Consider the following 18,559-nt stretch of genomic DNA (forward strand, 5'->3'; position numbering starts at 1 on the left):
ATCGAAGGTAAGGACGGGTATCTTAGTCCCTGAATTGGGATAGTGGGTAGCATGAGCCGTGTACGAGGCCCGTACGCACGGTTCTGTGAGAGGGATGAGGAGGTAACTCCTCACCCTACTCGATTATGTTCATGGATGAACGGTATGCCGCGAGCGCAGGGATGCGCAGGAGCGGCGAAGCATAGATGTAGTTACATCATTCAGGAATATCTTCAATGCTAATTCCAAAGCCAACACACCCATATCCACGTAAAGCATTTAATGCTCGTGGTTCAAAAGTTATTCGTTGTAAGTCCTGTTGTTTGCCAAAAGTGTCGTGTATTTGTGCTGATCTAAAACAGTGTGAATCTCAGGCAGATTTCTGGCTATTGATGCACCATAACGAATTCTATAAACCATCAAACACAGGTCGCTTGATCTGCCATACCTTTCCGTCTACAGGTGTTTCAGAGTGGCAGCGTCTATCTATGCCTTCAGACTTTGAGTCAGCTTTAATGGCTCGCAAAGAATCGGCGTGTATAGTTTTCCCTGCTGCGCCTGACTATCAGCATCGTATGATTGATGATCCGGCAGAATTACCGGATAGACCTTTATTTATCATCCCTGATGGTACGTGGCGTCAAGCACGTCGTATCTTTCGACATAGTGCTTATCTTCAAGATATGCCAGTGATAGAGCCTAAAGTACTTTCTCGAAGCCGATACTTTTTACGCAAAGCTGAGCTTGACCATCATCTTTGCACTGCAGAAGTAACGGTGGCATTGTTAGAGCAGTATGGGGATTTGAATGCAGCGGAAGCGCTGATGCATAACTTTAATCTGTTCAATCAAAAATATTATGCCGCTAAAGGAAGAAATTTGCAGGCAGCGAATGAAGCACTGCCTGCGGAAGAAGACTAATTAAAAATTAGTGTGTTTCTTCAGGAGATGCTTGCTGATCAGCGGCTTGTTGTTGAGCACGCTGTTGTAATTGCTGTGCATATAGAGCATCGAAATTGACGGGTGCAAGCATCAATGGAGGGAAGCTAGCACGTGTGGTGAAGCTGTCCACTGTTTCGCGAGCATAAGGAAATAGAATGCTAGGGCAGAAAGCACCTAATGTATGACCCATTTGTTGTGCATCTAATCCACTGATTAAGAAAACACCTGCTTGCTGCAATTCAATTAACAATGCTGTTTTTTCATTGTTTTTGATGGTCACGGTAATCGTTAGAACGACTTCATAGTGAGTATCATCTAATTGAGCTGTTTTCGTATTTAAATCCAGTTTAACATCAGGCTTCCAGCCTTGAGTGAAAACGTTTGCACCTTCTGGAGTTTCCAGAGAGGCATCTTTTAAATAAACCCGCTGTAGGGCAAATTGTGGAGTGACTTTTTCTTCAGCCATGATTAAGTTCCTTAAATAATTGTTATGCGGGTTGGTTGAGTAGTGGGTCAAGTTTATTGTCTAGGTCTAGATCGTAAAGATCATCACAACCACCGACATGATAATCACCAATAAAAATCTGCGGAACGGTATTTCGACCGCTGCGTTTTGCCATTTCTTGGCGCAGTGTTTGATCACGACCAACATCTATCTCAGTATATTTAGCCTTCTTCTTGTCAAGCAGGTACTTTGCTCGATGGCAGAAAGGGCAGGTGCTTGTAGTGTAAATGGTAACCTGTGCCATATTATTTACCTTATTTTTTCACAATCGGTAAATGTTGAGCTTTCCACTCAGTAATACCGCCAGACAGACGCGCGACCTGGGTAAAACCAGCCGTTTTTAGCTTTTTACCAGCAGAGCCGGCCGTCTGGCCTAGATTACACACCACAATGATTGGTTTTTCTTTGTAGTTGTCGAGCTCAGTAATGCGGCGATCTAGGTCGGCAAAAGGGATGTGGCGGGAGTTTGCAATATGCCCTGTATCCCATTCTTTCTTATTCCGAATGTCGAGAATCAGTGCCGATTCTTTATTAATCATTCGGGTTGCTTCCGCAGTAGTCACAGATTTGCCTGATTTACGTTTCTCAGTCCATAACAGGACTGTCAATGTGAGTAGCCAAGCCGTAACTAAGAGAGGATGATTGCCAATAAACTCAAAAATTCTTTCCATCTGGATTTCCGTTGTGTGAACTCAAAAAAACTTTGCCAAGTATACAATGTACAAGCCTTCGGGATAAGGGCAAAACGTATCTGTGTTAGCCTTAATCCTCTATAGGCAGTAAAATGGTGTTACTTCTCACTTTCATTAAATAGATGGCAGACCATGAGCGATACTCGATCAACTAAAGCACTCATTATCTTAGACGGGTTTGGAGTTGAATCTACACCCTCTTCTGCAATTGAAGCCGCTAATACTCCTGTATGGGATAAGCTGTTAGCCTCTAACCCTAACTCTCGAATTGCGACATCGGGTTTAGCTGTTGGTCTGCCTGATGGACAAATGGGTAATTCCGAAGTGGGTCATATGAACATCGGAGCGGGTCGAGTTGTTTATCAAAACTTTACCCGTATCTCTAAATCTATCGCTGACGGTGACTTTTTTACTAACCCAGCCATCACACAAGCGATGGATAAAGTTAAACAAAAGGGCACTGCGCTTCATATCTCTGGCTTGTTGTCTCCGGGTGGGGTTCATAGCCATGAGGATCACCTTTTCACCCTCGTTGAGATGGCGGTCGATCGCGGCATAACAGAAGTTTATTTGCATGCCATTTTAGATGGTCGTGATATGCCACCGCGTTCAGCTGAACCTTCCCTAGAAAAGGCTGATGCACTGTTTCGTCGCTTGGGTAGCGGTGCGGTTGCAACGGTGATTGGTCGTTATTACGCGATGGATCGAGATAATCGCTGGGACAGGGTTGAACAAGCCTATAGTGCGATGGTGAAAGGAAGTGCAAGTTTCTTTGCTCAATCTCCCCAGCAAGCCTTAGCAGAAGCCTATGTTCGTGATGAGAACGATGAGTTTGTCAAACCGACCGTGATCACGGATATGGCAGGCCATCCAAAAGGAGTTATTAAAGATGGCGATGCAGTCATTTTTGCCAACTTTCGCCCTGATCGAGCACGTGAAATCACTCGGGCTCTGATAGAAGGTGATAGCTTTACCGGTTTTGAGCGCGTATTAGTACCTCAGTTATCTGCTTATGTGATGATGACCGAGTATGCTGCGGATATTAAAGCTGACTGTGCATTTCCGCCCACGGCACTTCACAACGACTTGGGTGAATATCTGTCATCACTGGGTAAAACACAGCTCAGAATATCTGAGACTGAAAAGTATGCTCACGTGACTTTCTTTTTTAATGGCGGCCAAGAAGCTGTTTATCCGGGAGAAGAGCGTATATTAGTACCTTCACCACAGGTTGCAACTTATGACTTAAAACCAGAAATGAGTGCTTATGAAGTCACTGATAAGCTGGTTGAAGCAATCAAAAGCAAAAAGTACGACTTGATCGTTTGTAACTTCGCTAACGGTGATATGGTCGGTCACTCGGGTAAATTTGATGCTGCGGTTAAGGCTGTTGAAGTGGTTGATGAGTGTGTCGGTCGTGTACTAGAGGCGATGCGTAGTGTAGACGGTGAAACCTTGATTACCGCAGATCATGGTAATGTTGAGATGATGCAAGACCCTGAAACAGGGCAGCCGCATACCTCACACACCATTTGGCCGGTTGCCTTGATCTATGATGGTTCGCGCGCTGATAAGGTCTCTATCAAGGATGGAGCTTTGTGTGATCTTGCACCTAGCGTCCTGTATTTAATGGATTTACCAGTACCTAGTGAAATGACTGGAAAAACCTTGATTGAACTAAGTTGATCATCCGAATGTGCAAGTGGATTTTGCCTTGGATATTGGTGGGCATCGCCTGTATGCCCACGTTATTGCATGCTCAAGATGCGCAGGCTACAGCGGCTCAGTTAGAGCGCTTAAAGCGAGATGTTACGCAGCTTCAGGCACGTATTGCCACTAGAGAGAAAGAGCGTAAAGATGAGCAGCAGGCTCTTGCTGAAGCCGAGCGGGCTATCAATCGAGTAACTGCGGAATTGCGTTCACTCGATCAAGAGTTACTGCAGTTAAATGAAAATATGCAGGGGCTACAATCTCAACGTGCTGAACTTGAAACGGCTTTAGAAGAGCGGCGTGCGTTAATTAATCAATTGATTCAAGAGCAGTATCGCCAAGGCCGTCAACCTCGATTAGAGTTGTTGTTAAAGCAGGAAGATCCTGAACGGCTTGATCGTATGCTACGCTACTATGACTACTTAAATGCTGAACTGACACTGCAGTTACAAACGTATCAAGAGAAACTTGAAAGTTTAGGCAGTACAAGGCTCGCCATTGGTTCAACAGAAGAGCAGATTATAGAACGTCGAGAACAATTAACGCGTGAGCAAGAGCAGTTAGAAAAAGCTAAAAGTGATCGGCAAGCAGCGCTGACGCGTTTGGCTCAAGTTCAACAACAGGAGCAACAAAGGCTCACCAGTCTTCGTAGAGATCAGCAAGAGCTTGAATCGTTACTTGCTGAAATCCAAAAATCCTTAGAAGCGGCGAGATTAGCGCAAGATAATCAGCAGTTTGCTAGTCTAAAAGGACGTTTGCCTTGGCCTGTTGAGGGTAGTTTACTGAGAACCTATGGCAGTCAGCGCAGTGGAGTATCGTTTGAGGGCTTGTTGATTGGTAGTCAAACCGGATCACAGGTACGTGCTGTGCATCAAGGGCGTGTTGTGTTCTCGGATTGGTTGCGGGGCTATGGTTTGGTGATGATCTTAGACCACGGTGGTGGTTACATGAGCCTTTATGGACATAATCAAACCCTGTTGCGTGAACCCGGTGATTGGGTCAGTGCGGGGCAAGCTATTGCGACCGTTGGAAACAGTGGTGGACATGAAGAGATTGGACTTTATTTTGCCATACGGCATCAGGGTAAACCGGTTAACCCATCAGAATGGCTAAGCAGACCCTAGACAGGGCGGAGAGGATGAAGAGATGAAGCGTTTGCTAATCCATCCCATGTTATACGTTGTATCCCTAGCGTTCCTGAGTGGAGCCTCATCAGTCTATGCTGAAAACGATGAGTCATTTGAGATACCCACGATTCCAGTAGAAGAGATTCGTCTGTTTGCTGAAGTATTCGATCGTATCAAATCAGCTTATGTAGAACCGGTAACCGATCAGCAACTGTTAGAGGATGCCATCCGAGGTATGCTCAGTGGTCTAGATCCTCACTCCGCTTATCTTGATGCTAAAGCGTTCGAAGGATTGCAAATTAATACCTCGGGTCGCTTCGGCGGTCTCGGTATTGAAGTTGGATTACAAGATGGTTTTATTCGTGTGATCGCACCGATTGACGACACGCCTGCTCAGCGTGCAGGTATTCAGGCTGGTGATTTAATTACCAAAATTGGAGAGGAGTCCACCCAAGGGCTCTCTCTCAATGATGCCGTTGAAAGAATGCGCGGCAGAATTGGCACGAGAGTCACCATTACCATTGTTCGTGATGGCGTTGAAAAACCTTTTGAAGTGACCTTAGAGCGCGCATCAATCAGCGTGACCAGTGTGCGTCATCGCTTGTTAGAAACTGGCTATGGCATGATTCGTATTAGCCAGTTCCAGAACAACACTGCTGACCAGCTGAAAAACTCTATTGAGACGTTGCAGGGTATGGGTGAGCTAAAAGGTATTGTGCTTGATTTGCGTAATAACCCAGGGGGTGTGTTGCAGTCTGCCGTTCAGGTCAGTGATGCATTTATTTCTGAAGGCCTGATTGTTTACACAGAAGGGCGTTTGCCAAACTCTGAGCTTCGCTTTAATGCAACCAGTGACACGCTATTGCCTGATATCCCGATGGTGGTATTAATTAACGCAGGGTCTGCTTCAGCTTCTGAAATTGTCGCAGGAGCGTTACAAGATCACCGCCGGGCTGTGATTATGGGAACGGATAGCTTTGGTAAGGGCTCGGTACAAACGATACTGCCAGTCAGTTCTGGTCGCGGCGTTAAGCTAACCACTGCGCGTTACTTTACACCTGATGGCCGTTCAATTCAGGCAGATGGCATTCGCCCTGATGTCGTCGTTCAAGACGCTCGTATTACCAGTGTTGAATCAACTTCGGGTCAAATTCGTGAACGTGATTTAACAGGTCACTTAAGCGGAAGTGATGCTCAGCGCCAAAGCAATGAACCTTTGGGGCAGCGCGATTATCAACTTTATGAAGCGCTTAATTTGTTGAAAGCACTGAACATCGTTCAACCAGGAAGGAACTAAGCATCACGTGAAACAGAAACTTGCAGGGCTGTGTTGCCTGTTAGGACTTGTTTATACACTCTCATCCTATGCGGATGAGGTGTCACCACGTATGTTGTTAATTTTAGATGATCTAGGGGTTAATGCTGCGCAAGGATCAGCAGCATTAGCGCTTCCAGGTCCGATCACCTATGCCGTTCTTCCGTTTACACCAGATGCCAAAGCGTTTTCTGAAAAAGCAGATCAAGCACCTAGCAAAGAAGTCATCCTTCATGCGCCTATGGCTAATATAGCTAATCTTCCATTGGGTCCAGGCGGCTTATACCCGCATCAGTCTGAGGCTGAGTTTAAGCAGGTCCTTAGAAAAAATTTAGATTCTTTGCCAATGGTACAAGGGCTAAATAATCATATGGGAAGTCTGCTGACGCAGCAGGTAGAGCCAATGCGTTGGGTGATGGAGGTGGCGAAAGAGCGGGGCTTGTTTTTTATTGATAGCCGAACGACGGCTTTGACTCAGGCGGCTACTATTGCTCGAGAAAGCAATATTCCGGTGCTTGAACGCAACGTCTTTCTGGATCATCAAATAGATACTGATGCGATAGAGAAAGAGTTTTTGCGTGCAATTGATATCGCTTTACGGCAAGGGCAGGTCATCGTCATTGGACACCCATATCCTGAAACACTTGCGTATCTTCAGCGAGGTTTACCGATATTGGATGAATTGGGTATTCAGAGAGTCACCGCCTCAGCTTATTTGATGCAAGAGGCGGATTTAGAAGCGATAGATCAGCTAATCATCAAAGATACACAGCCCGAATCAGCTTTGCGCTTGGCGGCGGAATAATCCTTCAGCTAGCTTAGGCCATTGTTCTGGCCAGTGCTCTGTCGGACGACGACGAAACTCACTGCGTACAAACTGACGGATTTTTCCTTCAGCGGTTGCTACCAGTAAGCTTGCACAGGACCCCGCCGGGATTTGCGTCCGTATCCCTTCCCTTTGTTCAGCTTCACGCATGATCTGTTTGAGTTGAGTTTCCATGCGTTCAAATAGTTGATTGACCTGTCCACGCAAACGATCTGTTTCACCGGCTAAGGCGTCGGCCGTTAAGATGCGCGCCATACCAGGGTTTTTCTCGACAAATGCAAGCAGGAGGGTCAGGATCTGTTCACACTGACGAATACCGCTGGCATCCGATTGCGTAATGATCTTGATCCGCGTAAACAGAGTTTCCTCAATAAAACCAATCAGGCCTTCAAACATGCGTGCTTTGCTGGGAAAGTGGCGATACAGCGCAGCTTCTGAAACTCCCACTTCCCGAGCCAGTGCAGCCGTGGTTATCCGTTGACCAGGATTACCTTCAAGCATTTGAGCAAGTGCTTGGAGAATCTGCTCACGTCGTGAAATTTTCAGTTGCTGCTTGTCTGTCATGCCTACAATCCTAATGCTGAAAACGATTTGTTGGTGATTAGCGTTCCGACACCTTCATTGGTAAATATCTCAAGCATACAGGCATGTTCGACACGACCATCAATGATATGGGCTGTATTCACGCCAGATTTAACAGCACTTAAGGCGCAATCGATCTTGGGTAGCATACCACCGTAAATCGTGCCATCTTCAATAAGTGCATCCACCTGAGCAGTTGACAGTCCGGTTAGCACATTGCCTTCTTTATCCAATAAACCAGCAATATTCGTCAACAGAATCAGCTTCTCAGCCATCAAGACTTCAGCCACTTTACCTGCTACCAAATCCGCATTGATATTGTAGGCATGACCATCAGAGCCGACACCAATCGGAGCAATAACAGGGATAAAGTCTGAGTTTTCAAGCATGTTCAAGACTTTAACATTGACGCTTTCTACTTCACCGACATGGCCAATATCAATAATTTCCGGTGCTTCCATTTCGGGGGTTTTATGCTTCACGCGTAATTTACGTGCCCTTAGCAATTCACCATCTTTACCGGTCAGGCCGATCGCTTTACCGCCAGCGCTATTGATCAAGCCGACAATCTCTTTGTTGACCATGCCGCCGAGCACCATCTCAACCACATCCATGGTTTTTGAATCGGTGACACGCATACCATTAACAAAGTGAGATTCAATCTGCAATTGTTCAAGTAACTTACCGATTTGAGGGCCACCGCCGTGAACGACAATTGGGTTAATACCAATCAATTTCATCATCACGATATCGCGGGCAAAACTCGCCTTAAGCTTTTCGTCAGTCATGGCGTTGCCACCATATTTGATGACAATCGTTTTACCGACAAATTTTTGAATATAAGGCATCGCCTCACTTAGAATTTTCGAGGTATCAATGGCCTGTTTGCGTGTTAGCGGCATAATCCGATCACCTTATCTAATTGAATCTATCTAGTTGAACCACTTATTCATGCGGAATCATCAAGTCGGGTACAACCTGATGTAAGCGTTGTTGGAACGCATCACGAATGCGCTCCAGTGCTGACTGAGTTTCCGCTTCAAATCTGAGCACCAGCATGGGCGTGGTATTGGATGCACGAATCAGTCCCCAACCATCGGGGTAATCAACGCGAACGCCGTCAATATGGCTGGCATTACCGCCTTCAAAGCTGAGTTGTTGAAGCGCTTCAACAATATGGAATTTGTTGTCATCACGCACTTCAATATTGATCTCAGGTGTGCTGATATCTTCGGGGTAAGCTTTAAAAATTGCGTCAGCCGATTCTGTTCGTGTGGCTAAAATTTCCAATAAACGAGCGGCGCTGTATAGGCCATCATCAAAACCGAACCAGCGCTCTTTGAAAAAGATATGGCCGCTCATTTCACCCGCAAGCAAAGCGCCACAGGCTTTCATTTGTTGTTTAATCAGTGAGTGACCTGTTTTCCACATCGTCGCTTTACCACCCGCCGCTTCGATCACTTTCGGCAGTAAGCGTGAACACTTCACATCAAATAAAATCTCTGCCTTTGGGTTACGTGCAATCACATCTTCAGCGAAGAGCATCATCACGCGATCGGGGTAAACTACGTGACCTTGATCCGTCACCACACCCACTCTGTCACCATCACCATCAAAGGCTAAGCCAAGATCCGCTTTATGCTCTGCGACTGCTCGAATGACGTCTTGCAGGTTCTTTAATTTACCCGGATCGGGGTGGTGATTAGGAAAGGTACCATCAACGTCACAAAATAATGGAATGATTTCACAACCCAAGCGTTTGATCAGCTCGGGAGCCAAATTTCCGGGAATACCATTGCCGCAATCCACCACCACTTTTAAAGGGCGCTGCAGTTTTACATCATCTGTAATTCGCTTAAGGTAAGTTTCACTGAAGTCTTGATGTACCAGTGCTCCCTGTCCTTCGCTGTAATCTTGATTTTCAATGCGAATGCGTAGGGCTTGGATATCGTCTCCAGACAAGGTGTGTCCAGCCAGCATCATTTTGAAGCCGTTGTAGTCAGCGGGGTTATGGCTACCGGTAATCATGATGCCGGTTTTATCAGCTTGCTGGTGGGCTGCAAAGTAAAGCGTCGGAGTTGGAACAAAGCCGATATCGATGACATCACAGCCGCCTGCCAGTAAACCTTGGCAGAGTAATGTTTTAAAATTGGGACTCGATAGGCGTCCATCTGCAGCAACAACAACGGTTTTTACCTGCTGTTGTAATGCTTGCGCAGCAAAGGCGCGCCCCAAGTGCCAAACGAATGCGTCGGTCAGCGCAGTTCCCGCAATGCCGCGAATGTCATAGGCACGAAATACTTCAGCATCAAAATTATCTAATGAATAGCTCACATCAACTCCATGACTGTGTATTGATTACAAAATTGTTTAGCGTTAAGGGTTAGCGATATTTTACCTTAATGTCTCCCTGAAGAACCAAAACCACCTTCACCGCGATGACTTTCAGAGAATTCATCGACCACGTCAAAGTCGGCTTGAACAACCGGAACCAGCACTAACTGTGCAATGCGCTCGCCCGGCTCTACAACAAAGCTATTTTGTCCACGATTCCAGCAAGAAACAAACAACTGCCCTTGGTAGTCGGAGTCGATCAAACCGACTAGATTCCCTAGCACAATACCGTGTTTATGCCCTAAACCAGATCTTGGCAAAATCATGGCGCATAGGCTGGGATCATCTATATGAATCGCCATACCGGTGGGAATAAGTTCAGTCTGTCCTGGTTGAAGGGTTAAGGCTTCTTCAAGGCACGCACGCAGATCTAACCCAGCTGAACCTGACGTGGCATAGCTGGGTAATGGAAAGTCATTACCGATACGTGAGTCTAAAATTTTAACCTGTAACTTTTTCATAACCTGCCTTAGTGACTGTAATGACCTGGGTAATTTTAGTGTGTGTTTAAGCCTGTTTAGATTTCAACTGCAGCGCAATCTGATCAATCAATTGCTTAGCTAATAAGCGCTTAGAGGTTTGTGGTAAGGTTGTGGCTTTATCAGCGGTCACCAGAGTGACTTGATTTTCATTGCTATTGAAACCGATACCGGGCACAGAAACATCATTGGCAATAACCAAGTCGAGATTCTTGCGGGTTAATTTATCTCTAGCATAATGAATCAAATCACGTGTTTCAGCGGCAAAGCCAACTGTAAAGGGGCGATGTGTGTGTTTAGCGACCGTGGCAATAATGTCGGGGTTTTTGACCAGCCGAAGCTCCATGATCTCTTCATTGCCTTTTTTGATTTTATGTTCTGCAATCGCAACTGGGCGATAGTCAGCAACGGCCGCTGCACCGATAAAGAGATCACAGCTTTCGAGCCCCTCCATAGAGGCTGCAAGCATCTGTTCTGCGGTTTCTATTTGGACACAGTCCACTCTTTCTGGTGGCATTAAGTTGACGGGCCCTGAAATTAACTTAACCTTAGCGCCGGCATCCACTGCAGCTTGCGCCAAAGCGTACCCCATTTTTCCAGAGCTGTGGTTAGAGATAAAACGAACCGGATCTAAGGGTTCGCGTGTCGGACCGGCGGTAATAAATACGGTTTTTCCGCTTAACGCTAAATAGTCGAACTCGGCAGCCAGTCTTTCAGCAAGATCGGTTGGTTCTAGCATCCGTCCAGGGCCTGTGTCACCACAGGCCTGTTCACCTGCATCAGGGCCCCAGATGTTAAAGCCAGCTACCCTTAAGGCTTCGATGTTGGCTTGTGTGTGAGAATCTCGCCACATCGCTTGGTTCATCGCCGGTGCTAAACTGATTTGTGCATCGCTCGCGAGGCACAGCGTGGTCAGTAGGTCATTTCCCATACCCGCTGCGCAGCGCGCAATAAAGTCGGCACTGGCAGGGGCAATCAGAATATGGTCAGCCCAGCGTGCCAGTTCGATATGGCCCATGCCTGCTTCAGCTTCTGGATCGAGTAGTTGTAAGTGCACCGGATGACCTGACAAGGCTTGCAGTGTCAAGGGCGTAATAAACTCGGTAGCTGCAGGTGTCATGACAACACGAACATCGGCTCCTGCTTTTTTCAACAAGCGCGTCAGTTCTGCACTTTTATAGGCAGCGATGCCGCCCGTGATACCCAGAAGAATCTGTCTGTTAGTGAGTCTATGCATACCCAGAGAGCCTGAAGATTCCATGTTATTAAGGAAGACGCTAAGATAGCATCTTGCTGACAATTTTCGTAGAGCAGTGCAGGAAGGAACCTGCAAATTTGATAACAAGGAGGTAATTTCATGTCGATTCGACTCTGGCCTGAATCAGAAAGGCCACGTGAAAAGCTTTTATCTCAGGGGGCAGCCAGTCTAACGGATGCCGAACTGCTAGCGATTTTTTTACGCACAGGCATCGCTGGTAAGTCAGCAGTGGATTTAGCGCGTGAGCAACTGCATCATTTTGGAGGCTTGCGCCCCCTAATGGAGTCTAACCAGCAAACCTTTTGTATGGCGCCTGGTTTAGGGCCTGCCAAGTACGCACAGTTGCAAGCCGTACTTGAGATGGCTAGGCGGCATTTGGAGGCCTCTTTGGTTCGCGAATCTGCACTGGAAAGTCCATCCATGGTGCGTCAATATTTATCGTCTAAACTTAGACACCAAACGCGAGAGGTGTTTGCCTGCCTTTTTTTAGATAATCGTCACCGAGTGATTCGATTTGAAGAGCTGTTTTTTGGCACCTTAAATGCCGCGGCGGTCTATCCAAGAGAAGTAGTTAAGCTTGCGTTAGAGGCAAATGCGGCTGCAGTGATTCTTTCACACAATCACCCATCAGGTATCGCAGAGCCTTCACAAGCAGATCGCCAGATCACTGATCGCCTAAAAGAGGCACTGGCGTTAGTGGATATTCGTGTGTTAGATCACATGGTGGTGGGGGATAATGAGGTGATTTCGTTTGCCGAAAGAGGGTGGTTATAGTCAGTTGGTGAAAAAATCATCAATTAAGCTGGTTTAATCTTGCCAGTTGGGTATAATATGCGCCCTTCTATCCCTTAATGGTACGGTATTTTGTCCGGTACAGTGGACGCTCCGCCTGAGAGAGCTAAGTATTTTTAGCGATTTGTTTAGCCTCAATAAACATCGGATAGGTTTTAGTAACTTACAGATTTCAGGATTAATGCAATGTCTAGAGTTTGCATGGTAACGGGTAAGCGCCCGATCACTGGGAACAACGTTTCCCACTCAAACCGCAAAACGCGTCGTCGCTTTTTGCCAAACTTGCACTGGCACCGTTTTTGGGTTGAGAGTGAAAACCGCTTCGTACGTCTACGCGTTTCTTCAAAAGGTATGCGTATCATTGATAAAAAAGGCATCGACCCAGTTCTAGCTGAACTGCGTGGCCGTGGTGAAAAGGTTTAAGGAGCTAGACAATGGCAGCTAAAGGCGCTCGTGAGAAAATTCGTCTGGTATCCTCTGCAGGAACTGGTCATTTCTACACAACTGACAAGAACAAGCGTAATACACCGGACAAATTTGAATTCAAAAAATATGATCCAGTGGTTCGCAAGCACGTGATTTACAAGGAAGCTAAAATCAAGTAATTGATTTTGGATACCTCAAGCAAAGCCCGGCATTAGTTCCGGGCTTTGTTTTTTATAGAGCGTGGTTTTTTGTATAGCATGATTTTTTTGCAGAGCATGGTTTTTTCTGGAGTTTAAAAATTGCTGATACGTTCCGTGCCATTTGTCTTCGTATTGCTCTGGAGCACCGGCTTTATCGGCGCACGCTTTGCGCTACCTTGGATCGAGCCTTTCAATCTTCTGTTTATTCGCATGTTGATGACACTGGCTGTCTTCTTTTTGCTGATCCAGTTCTTTAAAGCTAAATGGCCTCCGCTGAACGAAGCGGGACATCAAATGGTCGTTGGTTTGCTCATTCATGCGCTTTATCTAGGTGGCGTTTTTGTTGCGATTAAACTGTCCTTGCCGGCAGGTATTACCGCTTTAGTGGTTGGGCTACAGCCATTATTAACAGCCCTGTTTGCTTGGTTATTTATGGGGCAGGGGATGCGACTTCAGCAAGCACTTGGCTTGCTGGTAGGCTTGTTAGGTATTTCCTTGGTGCTGGGTAATGGGTTTGTTGGCCAATCGTTTGTGCTTCATCCGGCCGCTTTAGTTGCCGTCATCGTGTCTTTAGTCAGTATTTCTATCGGTACCCTGTATCAAAAGCGTTTTGGTGGTCAGACAGATCTGTTAACAGGCTCCTTTTACCAATATCTATCCACTGCATTATGCATGGGTATATTGGCGTTCGCTTTCGAAACGCGAGAAATCATTTGGCATTCCGATCTGATTTTTGCATTGCTTTGGTTAGTGTTTGGCTTATCGATCAGTGCCGTGTTATTACTAATGCTAATGATCCGGTTAGGCGAAGTGGCTAAAGTTGCCAGTTATTTTTACTTAGTACCCCCACTGACCGCTATTGAAGCTTGGTGGTTGTTTGATGAACAATTAACGGCAATGACGTTATTGGGTGTTGCGGTAACGGTTACAGGGGTCTACTTGGCTTTAAGGCGTCCAGCGTCGGCGACAAGGTGATTGGGCGGAAGGTTTTGGCTGAGGATTTTGAGTGGAGCGTTAAATGCCAGAATTACCTGAAGTAGAAACAACCTGTCGAGGCATTGCGCCTTATACAGAAGCGCAAACGATTACAGCGATCACCATACGCCAGCCCTCATTACGCTGGCCGATCCCCAGTGAGTTAAGTGAGTTGCTTCCGGGACAGCGTGTCGAGCGAGTTTCTCGTCGAGCCAAGTATATACAGCTAGAGATGGCCAGGGGTGTGTTACTGATTCATTTGGGTATGTCCGGTAGTCTTAGGGTGATGCCGTTGAACTCGCCTGTTGGTAAGCATGATCATGTCGATTTAGAGCTCAGTAATGGCCATCTAATACGTTTCACCGACCCCCGACGTTTTGGTGCGATTCTTTGGCAAGCGAACAATACACAGCATGCTTTATTGCAAACTCTAGGTCCAGAACCACTCAGTGAGGCATTTAATCCTGAGTATCTTTATCGTTGTTGTACCGGAAGAAAGCAGCCAATAAAGCAACGTATCATGGATAATCATGTCGTGGTGGGTGTCGGTAATATTTATGCCAGCGAAGCGCTGTTTGCCTCCGGTATTGACCCTCGTCGCGCGGCAGGACGTATCTCCAAAGAACGTTTAGAGCGGCTAGTGGGCGAGATAAAGCGCGTTTTAGACTACGCTATCACGCGTGGAGGAACAACGTTGCGCGATTTTGTCGGTGGCGATGGTAAACCGGGTTATTTTCAGCAAGAACTGTTTGTCTACGGACGCAAAGGTGAGCCCTGTAAAACCTGTGGTCATCCGTTAAAAGAAGTACGCTTAGGGCAGCGAAGTAGTGTTTACTGTCCCCAATGTCAACGATAAAGGTTCAGTAAACCAAGGTGGTTTTAAGTTATGAATGATTTTTTTAATCCAATGAACTTCTTCTCCGATAAAGTGGAAGAAAGTGCATCGGGAAGAGATGTGTTAAGAGAAAAGTTAGGGTTAGTTCCTTTCCTGAAACAGCGTGAAATTATTACCATCAATGAGTCGATTCACTGCGAGTTGTTTCATCACTCGGATGAAGCACCGGTAGTCATATTTTTGCCAGGTATAGGTACTTATTGTGAGTTGTATGCAGAGCTTTTAGCGGGTGTTTCCGCTCAGGGCTTTAATGTTGTGGGTATGGATCTTCGCGGTCATGGCTACTCAGCGGGCACTCGAGGTGACTACCGTGTTGAACAGATTATAGAAGATATCGGTGCTGTGATTGATCATCTATCTGTTCAATACAAAGGGCCTTTCGGTGTTTACGGTTACTCCATTGGCGGTCTTCTTGCTGTTGCTGCTGCAGAGCGCGACGTGCGAATACTCTCTGTTCTTTGCGGTACGTTATTGGTCACAGAGATAGCACCTGATTTAGTGCATCAGTTTGGCTGGTCTTGGACGTGGAGTAGCGCGCTGTTTTTTCCACACATGAAAGTACCGATGAAAACTTTTATCGATTATGAAGAGCTTTTAAAAGGTCATCCAGCGGCTGCTGAGATCAGTAAAGATCCTCGTATTGTCTATGATTATCCTCTAGGCACTTTGGCGAGTTTGTTTACCCATACCAGCGGTTCGATGAAAAAGTACTTCAATTTTAAAGCGGCGATCGTTCATGGTGAGCATGATGAAGTCTTACCTTTGAGTTACTCTAAGCAAGTTATTGAGTCGATGACACACCCCTTCGAGCTGATCGAGCTTAAAGGTGAAGGGCACATGGTGCCTTGGGATAATCCCAAATTGTTGATAAAAGAAGTGAGTGAGTGGTTTAAGAGGACGCTTTAACACGCAAATGTCACAGTAATGTCATCTATTTGTAAAAAAAAGCCCAGCATAATAAGTGATTATCTGGGCTTTTTGCGTTAAGGATATCGAATGAAGTTACTCTATGCAGTTCAAGCAACAGGGAATGGTCATATTACACGGGCCAGAGCCATGCTTCCCGCATTGCAACGAGCGGGTATAGAGATCGACTTTCTCTTTAGTGGTCGAGAAAAAGACAGGCTGTTTGATATGCAGTGCTTTGGTGACTTTCAGCATTATCAAGGGTTCACCTTTATTACCGCTGATGGCAAGGTTCAGTCTTGGAAAACGTTAAAACAAGCTAAGTTGAAACAGTTTTGGTCTGATGTAAACAATCTTGATCTGAGTCGCTATGATCTTTTATTGAATGATTTTGAACCCGTTTCGGCCTGGGCTGCAAGACGTCAAAGTATCCCAAGTATCGGTTTAGCACATCAATACGCGTTGCGTTATGCTTTGCAGGGAACAGAAAAGTCTTTTTGGTTAAAGCCCGCTATCGATTGCTTCACCCCTTTAGATCGTTACCTAGGTGTACATTGGCACCACTTTGATCAGGCGATTTTGCCTCCTTTGTTAAGTTTATCGAATCGTCACTCAGTGGGTGATGAAGGCGATAAGCAAGCATTTATTCTTGTCTACCTGCCATTTGAATCGCTAGACAAGGTTGTCCAATGGTTACAACGCTTTCCATGCACTCAGTTCAAAATATATGCTGATATAGTTGAAGCACGTTCTTTGGGGCATATCCAGATTCACCCACTTTGTCGTCAAGCTTTTCCACGTGACCTGAAATTGTGTGAAGGGGTGATTTCCAATACGGGATTTGGTTTGTCTAGTGAAGCGCTTATGCTGGGCAAGAAGCTACTGACTAAACCCCTTGCGGGACAGATTGAGCAATATTCAAATGCCTGTATACTTAAACAGATGGGTAAAGCTCAGGTGATGCATAGTTTAGATGCCAACAAACTTGAGAACTGGCTAACACAAGAATCGATAGCGCCAATTCATTACCCTAATGTTGCAGAGCATATCGCACAGTGGTTAGTATCAGATGAAGATAGTCGAGCAGAAACATTGGTCAAAACTGTTTGGCAAGAAGTTAACTAGAAGTGTTAAGCGAAAGAGTTAAGCAAAATATTAACAAGGAAGGTTAGCTAGAGAAGCTAATAAAAAGGCTAGATAGAAAAGAGTCGCTTGAAAATTAAAGTGAGCTGAAGCCTAAAAGGCAAAGAGGGCACACTATCCATAGTACGCCCCCTTTATTGGCTATCCTAATCCTTGCGAACCCAAAACATCATGTTTCTGCATCTGCATCCGTGGTCGCTGTACTTGCCGTCCTTCAATTCGTTCCATGAACAGGAGATCCATGGGTGTTATTATGCCAAGCTTTGAAAAAGTTGATATAGGAGTTTTTCCTAAAAATCGGTTTTTTTGCATCAACGTTAAGAACAGCGATTTGGCTACTTTTTCTTTTGTCACACTACTGTCATGATATTTTTGTCTAATTGTTACCCCTGAGGAGTGAAGCGTGTCATTTAACAATAGCCAGCGTTATTTTCCAGAAACACGTATGCGCAGAATGCGTACGGATGACTTTTCTAGGCGCTTAATGCGTGAAAATCGTCTGACGCCTGACGACTTAATCTATCCTGCATTCGTGATTGAAGGTCAAAATGAACGAGAAATCGTAAACTCCATGCCGGGTGTTGAGCGCTTGAGTATTGATTTGATGGTAAAGCAGGCGAAAGAACTCTTCGCCTTAGGCATTCCAGCCATCGCCTTGTTTCCAGTCACACCCTTATCAGCCAAATCAGAACTAGGTGAAGAAGCCTTTAATCCCGATGGCCTTGCTCAGCGAGCGGTGCGTGCAATCAAAGATGCCTGCCCTGAACTAGGAGTGATTACTGATGTTGCCCTAGATCCTTTTACCACGCACGGTCAGGATGGCATTATTGATGAGAAGGGTTATGTGCTGAATGATCGCACCATAGAAACGCTGGTTGCGCAAGCCGTCTCCCATGCAGAAGCGGGTGCTGATATCGTTGCTCCCAGTGATATGATGGATGGTCGCATTGGTTACATTCGCGCCATGCTTGAAGAGCAAGGTTATGTAAATACCAAAATCATGTCCTATGCTGCAAAGTATGCAAGTGCTTACTATGGGCCATTCAGAGATGCCGTTGGCTCTGCAGGAAATTTAGGCAAGGGCAATAAGTTTAATTACCAAATGGACCCCGCTAACAGCGATGAGGCATTGCATGAAGTGGCTCTAGACCTAGCAGAAGGTGCCGATATGGTGATGGTCAAGCCAGGTATGCCTTATTTGGATATCGTACGTCGCGTTAAAGATGAATTAAAAGTTCCCGTATTCGCTTACCAAGTCAGTGGTGAATATGCCATGCATATGGCGGCCTTCCAAAATGGATGGCTAGATGAACAGAGTGTGATGTTGGAATCGTTATTAGCCTTTAAACGAGCCGGTGCAGATGGAATTTTGACCTACTTTGCGGTCAAAGCAGCTCGGGCACTGAACTGAGGA

At 45.9% G+C, this 18,559-nt stretch carries 21 protein-coding genes; 13 read left to right on the forward strand and 8 right to left on the reverse strand.

What is annotated here, in order from left to right:
* Positions 1 to 215 precede the first annotated feature (215 nt).
* The gene (locus F7R24_RS11070) at positions 216 to 899 is read left to right on the forward strand and encodes a tRNA-uridine aminocarboxypropyltransferase (protein ID WP_151671323.1); all 684 of its coding nucleotides are present in this window, start codon (positions 216 to 218) and stop codon (positions 897 to 899) included.
* Between the two features lie 7 nt (positions 900 to 906).
* Here F7R24_RS11070 and secB read toward each other — a convergent pair whose 3' ends face one another.
* From secB to F7R24_RS11085, 3 genes are read right to left on the reverse strand one after another with little or no spacing between them, the layout of a single operon-like run.
* Positions 907 to 1,386, reverse strand: a complete 480-nt coding sequence (secB, locus tag F7R24_RS11075) for a protein-export chaperone SecB (protein ID WP_151671324.1) — start codon at positions 1,384 to 1,386, stop codon at positions 907 to 909.
* A 22-nt stretch (positions 1,387 to 1,408) separates the two neighbouring features.
* Entirely contained in the window at positions 1,409 to 1,669 is a 261-nt protein-coding gene (gene grxC / locus F7R24_RS11080; protein WP_151671325.1) for a glutaredoxin 3, read from the reverse strand.
* A gap of 10 nt (positions 1,670 to 1,679) precedes the next feature.
* Entirely contained in the window at positions 1,680 to 2,096 is a 417-nt protein-coding gene (locus F7R24_RS11085; protein ID WP_151671326.1) for a rhodanese-like domain-containing protein, read from the reverse strand.
* A 153-nt stretch (positions 2,097 to 2,249) separates the two neighbouring features.
* Here F7R24_RS11085 and gpmI point away from each other — a divergent pair, with 153 nt between their 5' ends.
* From gpmI to F7R24_RS11105, 4 genes are read left to right on the forward strand one after another with little or no spacing between them, the layout of a single operon-like run.
* Positions 2,250 to 3,803 carry a 2,3-bisphosphoglycerate-independent phosphoglycerate mutase gene (gpmI, locus tag F7R24_RS11090; RefSeq protein WP_151671327.1) on the forward strand — a complete coding sequence of 518 codons (1,554 nt, stop codon included), beginning with the start codon at positions 2,250 to 2,252 and terminating at the stop codon, positions 3,801 to 3,803.
* Positions 3,804 to 3,811: 8 nt separating this feature from the next.
* Positions 3,812 to 4,951, forward strand: a complete 1,140-nt coding sequence (locus F7R24_RS11095) for a murein hydrolase activator EnvC family protein (RefSeq protein ID WP_151671328.1) — start codon at positions 3,812 to 3,814, stop codon at positions 4,949 to 4,951.
* A 22-nt stretch (positions 4,952 to 4,973) separates the two neighbouring features.
* On the forward strand, positions 4,974 to 6,251 hold the full coding sequence (locus tag F7R24_RS11100; protein ID WP_240776090.1) for a S41 family peptidase: 1,278 nt from the start codon (positions 4,974 to 4,976) through the stop codon (positions 6,249 to 6,251).
* A 7-nt stretch (positions 6,252 to 6,258) separates the two neighbouring features.
* A complete protein-coding gene (locus F7R24_RS11105; protein ID WP_151671329.1) occupies positions 6,259 to 7,074 on the forward strand; it encodes a divergent polysaccharide deacetylase family protein in 816 nt (271 codons plus the stop codon).
* Here the strand turns inward: F7R24_RS11105 and slmA are convergent.
* The 5 genes from slmA to coaBC all read right to left on the reverse strand — a co-directional run bounded on the left by slmA (position 7,048) and on the right by coaBC (position 11,787).
* Positions 7,048 to 7,659 carry a nucleoid occlusion factor SlmA gene (gene slmA, locus F7R24_RS11110; protein ID WP_151671330.1) on the reverse strand — a complete coding sequence of 204 codons (612 nt, stop codon included), beginning with the start codon at positions 7,657 to 7,659 and terminating at the stop codon, positions 7,048 to 7,050. The genes F7R24_RS11105 and slmA overlap by 27 nt on opposite strands.
* Positions 7,660 to 7,661: 2 nt before the next feature.
* The gene (gene argB, locus F7R24_RS11115; RefSeq protein WP_151671331.1) at positions 7,662 to 8,579 is read right to left on the reverse strand and encodes an acetylglutamate kinase; all 918 of its coding nucleotides are present in this window, start codon (positions 8,577 to 8,579) and stop codon (positions 7,662 to 7,664) included.
* A gap of 43 nt (positions 8,580 to 8,622) precedes the next feature.
* Complete coding sequence (locus tag F7R24_RS11120) at positions 8,623 to 10,011, reverse strand: phosphomannomutase/phosphoglucomutase (RefSeq protein WP_151671332.1); 1,389 nt, start codon at positions 10,009 to 10,011, stop codon at positions 8,623 to 8,625.
* 65 nt (positions 10,012 to 10,076) lie between these two features.
* Positions 10,077 to 10,532: a dUTP diphosphatase gene (dut, locus tag F7R24_RS11125; protein ID WP_151671333.1), complete on the reverse strand. Its 456-nt coding sequence runs from the start codon at positions 10,530 to 10,532 to the stop codon at positions 10,077 to 10,079.
* A gap of 46 nt (positions 10,533 to 10,578) precedes the next feature.
* Entirely contained in the window at positions 10,579 to 11,787 is a 1,209-nt protein-coding gene (coaBC, locus tag F7R24_RS11130) for a bifunctional phosphopantothenoylcysteine decarboxylase/phosphopantothenate--cysteine ligase CoaBC (protein WP_151671334.1), read from the reverse strand.
* Positions 11,788 to 11,907: 120 nt separating this feature from the next.
* Here coaBC and radC point away from each other — a divergent pair, with 120 nt between their 5' ends.
* The 8 genes from radC (at position 11,908) to hemB (ending at position 18,556) form a co-directional block, all read left to right on the forward strand.
* Positions 11,908 to 12,582: a RadC family protein gene (gene radC / locus F7R24_RS11135; protein WP_151671335.1), complete on the forward strand. Its 675-nt coding sequence runs from the start codon at positions 11,908 to 11,910 to the stop codon at positions 12,580 to 12,582.
* A 204-nt stretch (positions 12,583 to 12,786) separates the two neighbouring features.
* A complete protein-coding gene (gene rpmB, locus F7R24_RS11140; protein WP_151671336.1) occupies positions 12,787 to 13,023 on the forward strand; it encodes a 50S ribosomal protein L28 in 237 nt (78 codons plus the stop codon).
* An 11-nt stretch (positions 13,024 to 13,034) separates the two neighbouring features.
* On the forward strand, positions 13,035 to 13,205 hold the full coding sequence (gene rpmG / locus F7R24_RS11145; RefSeq protein ID WP_036511775.1) for a 50S ribosomal protein L33: 171 nt from the start codon (positions 13,035 to 13,037) through the stop codon (positions 13,203 to 13,205).
* A gap of 120 nt (positions 13,206 to 13,325) precedes the next feature.
* Entirely contained in the window at positions 13,326 to 14,201 is an 876-nt protein-coding gene (locus tag F7R24_RS11150; RefSeq protein WP_151671337.1) for a DMT family transporter, read from the forward strand.
* A gap of 43 nt (positions 14,202 to 14,244) precedes the next feature.
* Complete coding sequence (gene mutM / locus F7R24_RS11155) at positions 14,245 to 15,057, forward strand: bifunctional DNA-formamidopyrimidine glycosylase/DNA-(apurinic or apyrimidinic site) lyase (RefSeq protein WP_151671338.1); 813 nt, start codon at positions 14,245 to 14,247, stop codon at positions 15,055 to 15,057.
* A gap of 30 nt (positions 15,058 to 15,087) precedes the next feature.
* The gene (locus F7R24_RS11160) at positions 15,088 to 16,002 is read left to right on the forward strand and encodes an alpha/beta hydrolase (RefSeq protein ID WP_240776091.1); all 915 of its coding nucleotides are present in this window, start codon (positions 15,088 to 15,090) and stop codon (positions 16,000 to 16,002) included.
* Positions 16,003 to 16,092: 90 nt separating this feature from the next.
* Positions 16,093 to 17,127, forward strand: coding sequence for an MJ1255/VC2487 family glycosyltransferase (locus F7R24_RS11165; protein WP_151671339.1), 1,035 nt, complete (start codon positions 16,093 to 16,095; stop codon positions 17,125 to 17,127).
* A gap of 421 nt (positions 17,128 to 17,548) precedes the next feature.
* Entirely contained in the window at positions 17,549 to 18,556 is a 1,008-nt protein-coding gene (hemB, locus tag F7R24_RS11170) for a porphobilinogen synthase (protein WP_151671340.1), read from the forward strand.
* Positions 18,557 to 18,559: the final 3 nt, after the last annotated feature.

The organism is Nitrincola schmidtii (assembly GCF_008973715.1).
Taxonomy (GTDB): Bacteria; Pseudomonadota; Gammaproteobacteria; order Pseudomonadales; family Balneatricaceae; genus Nitrincola; species Nitrincola schmidtii.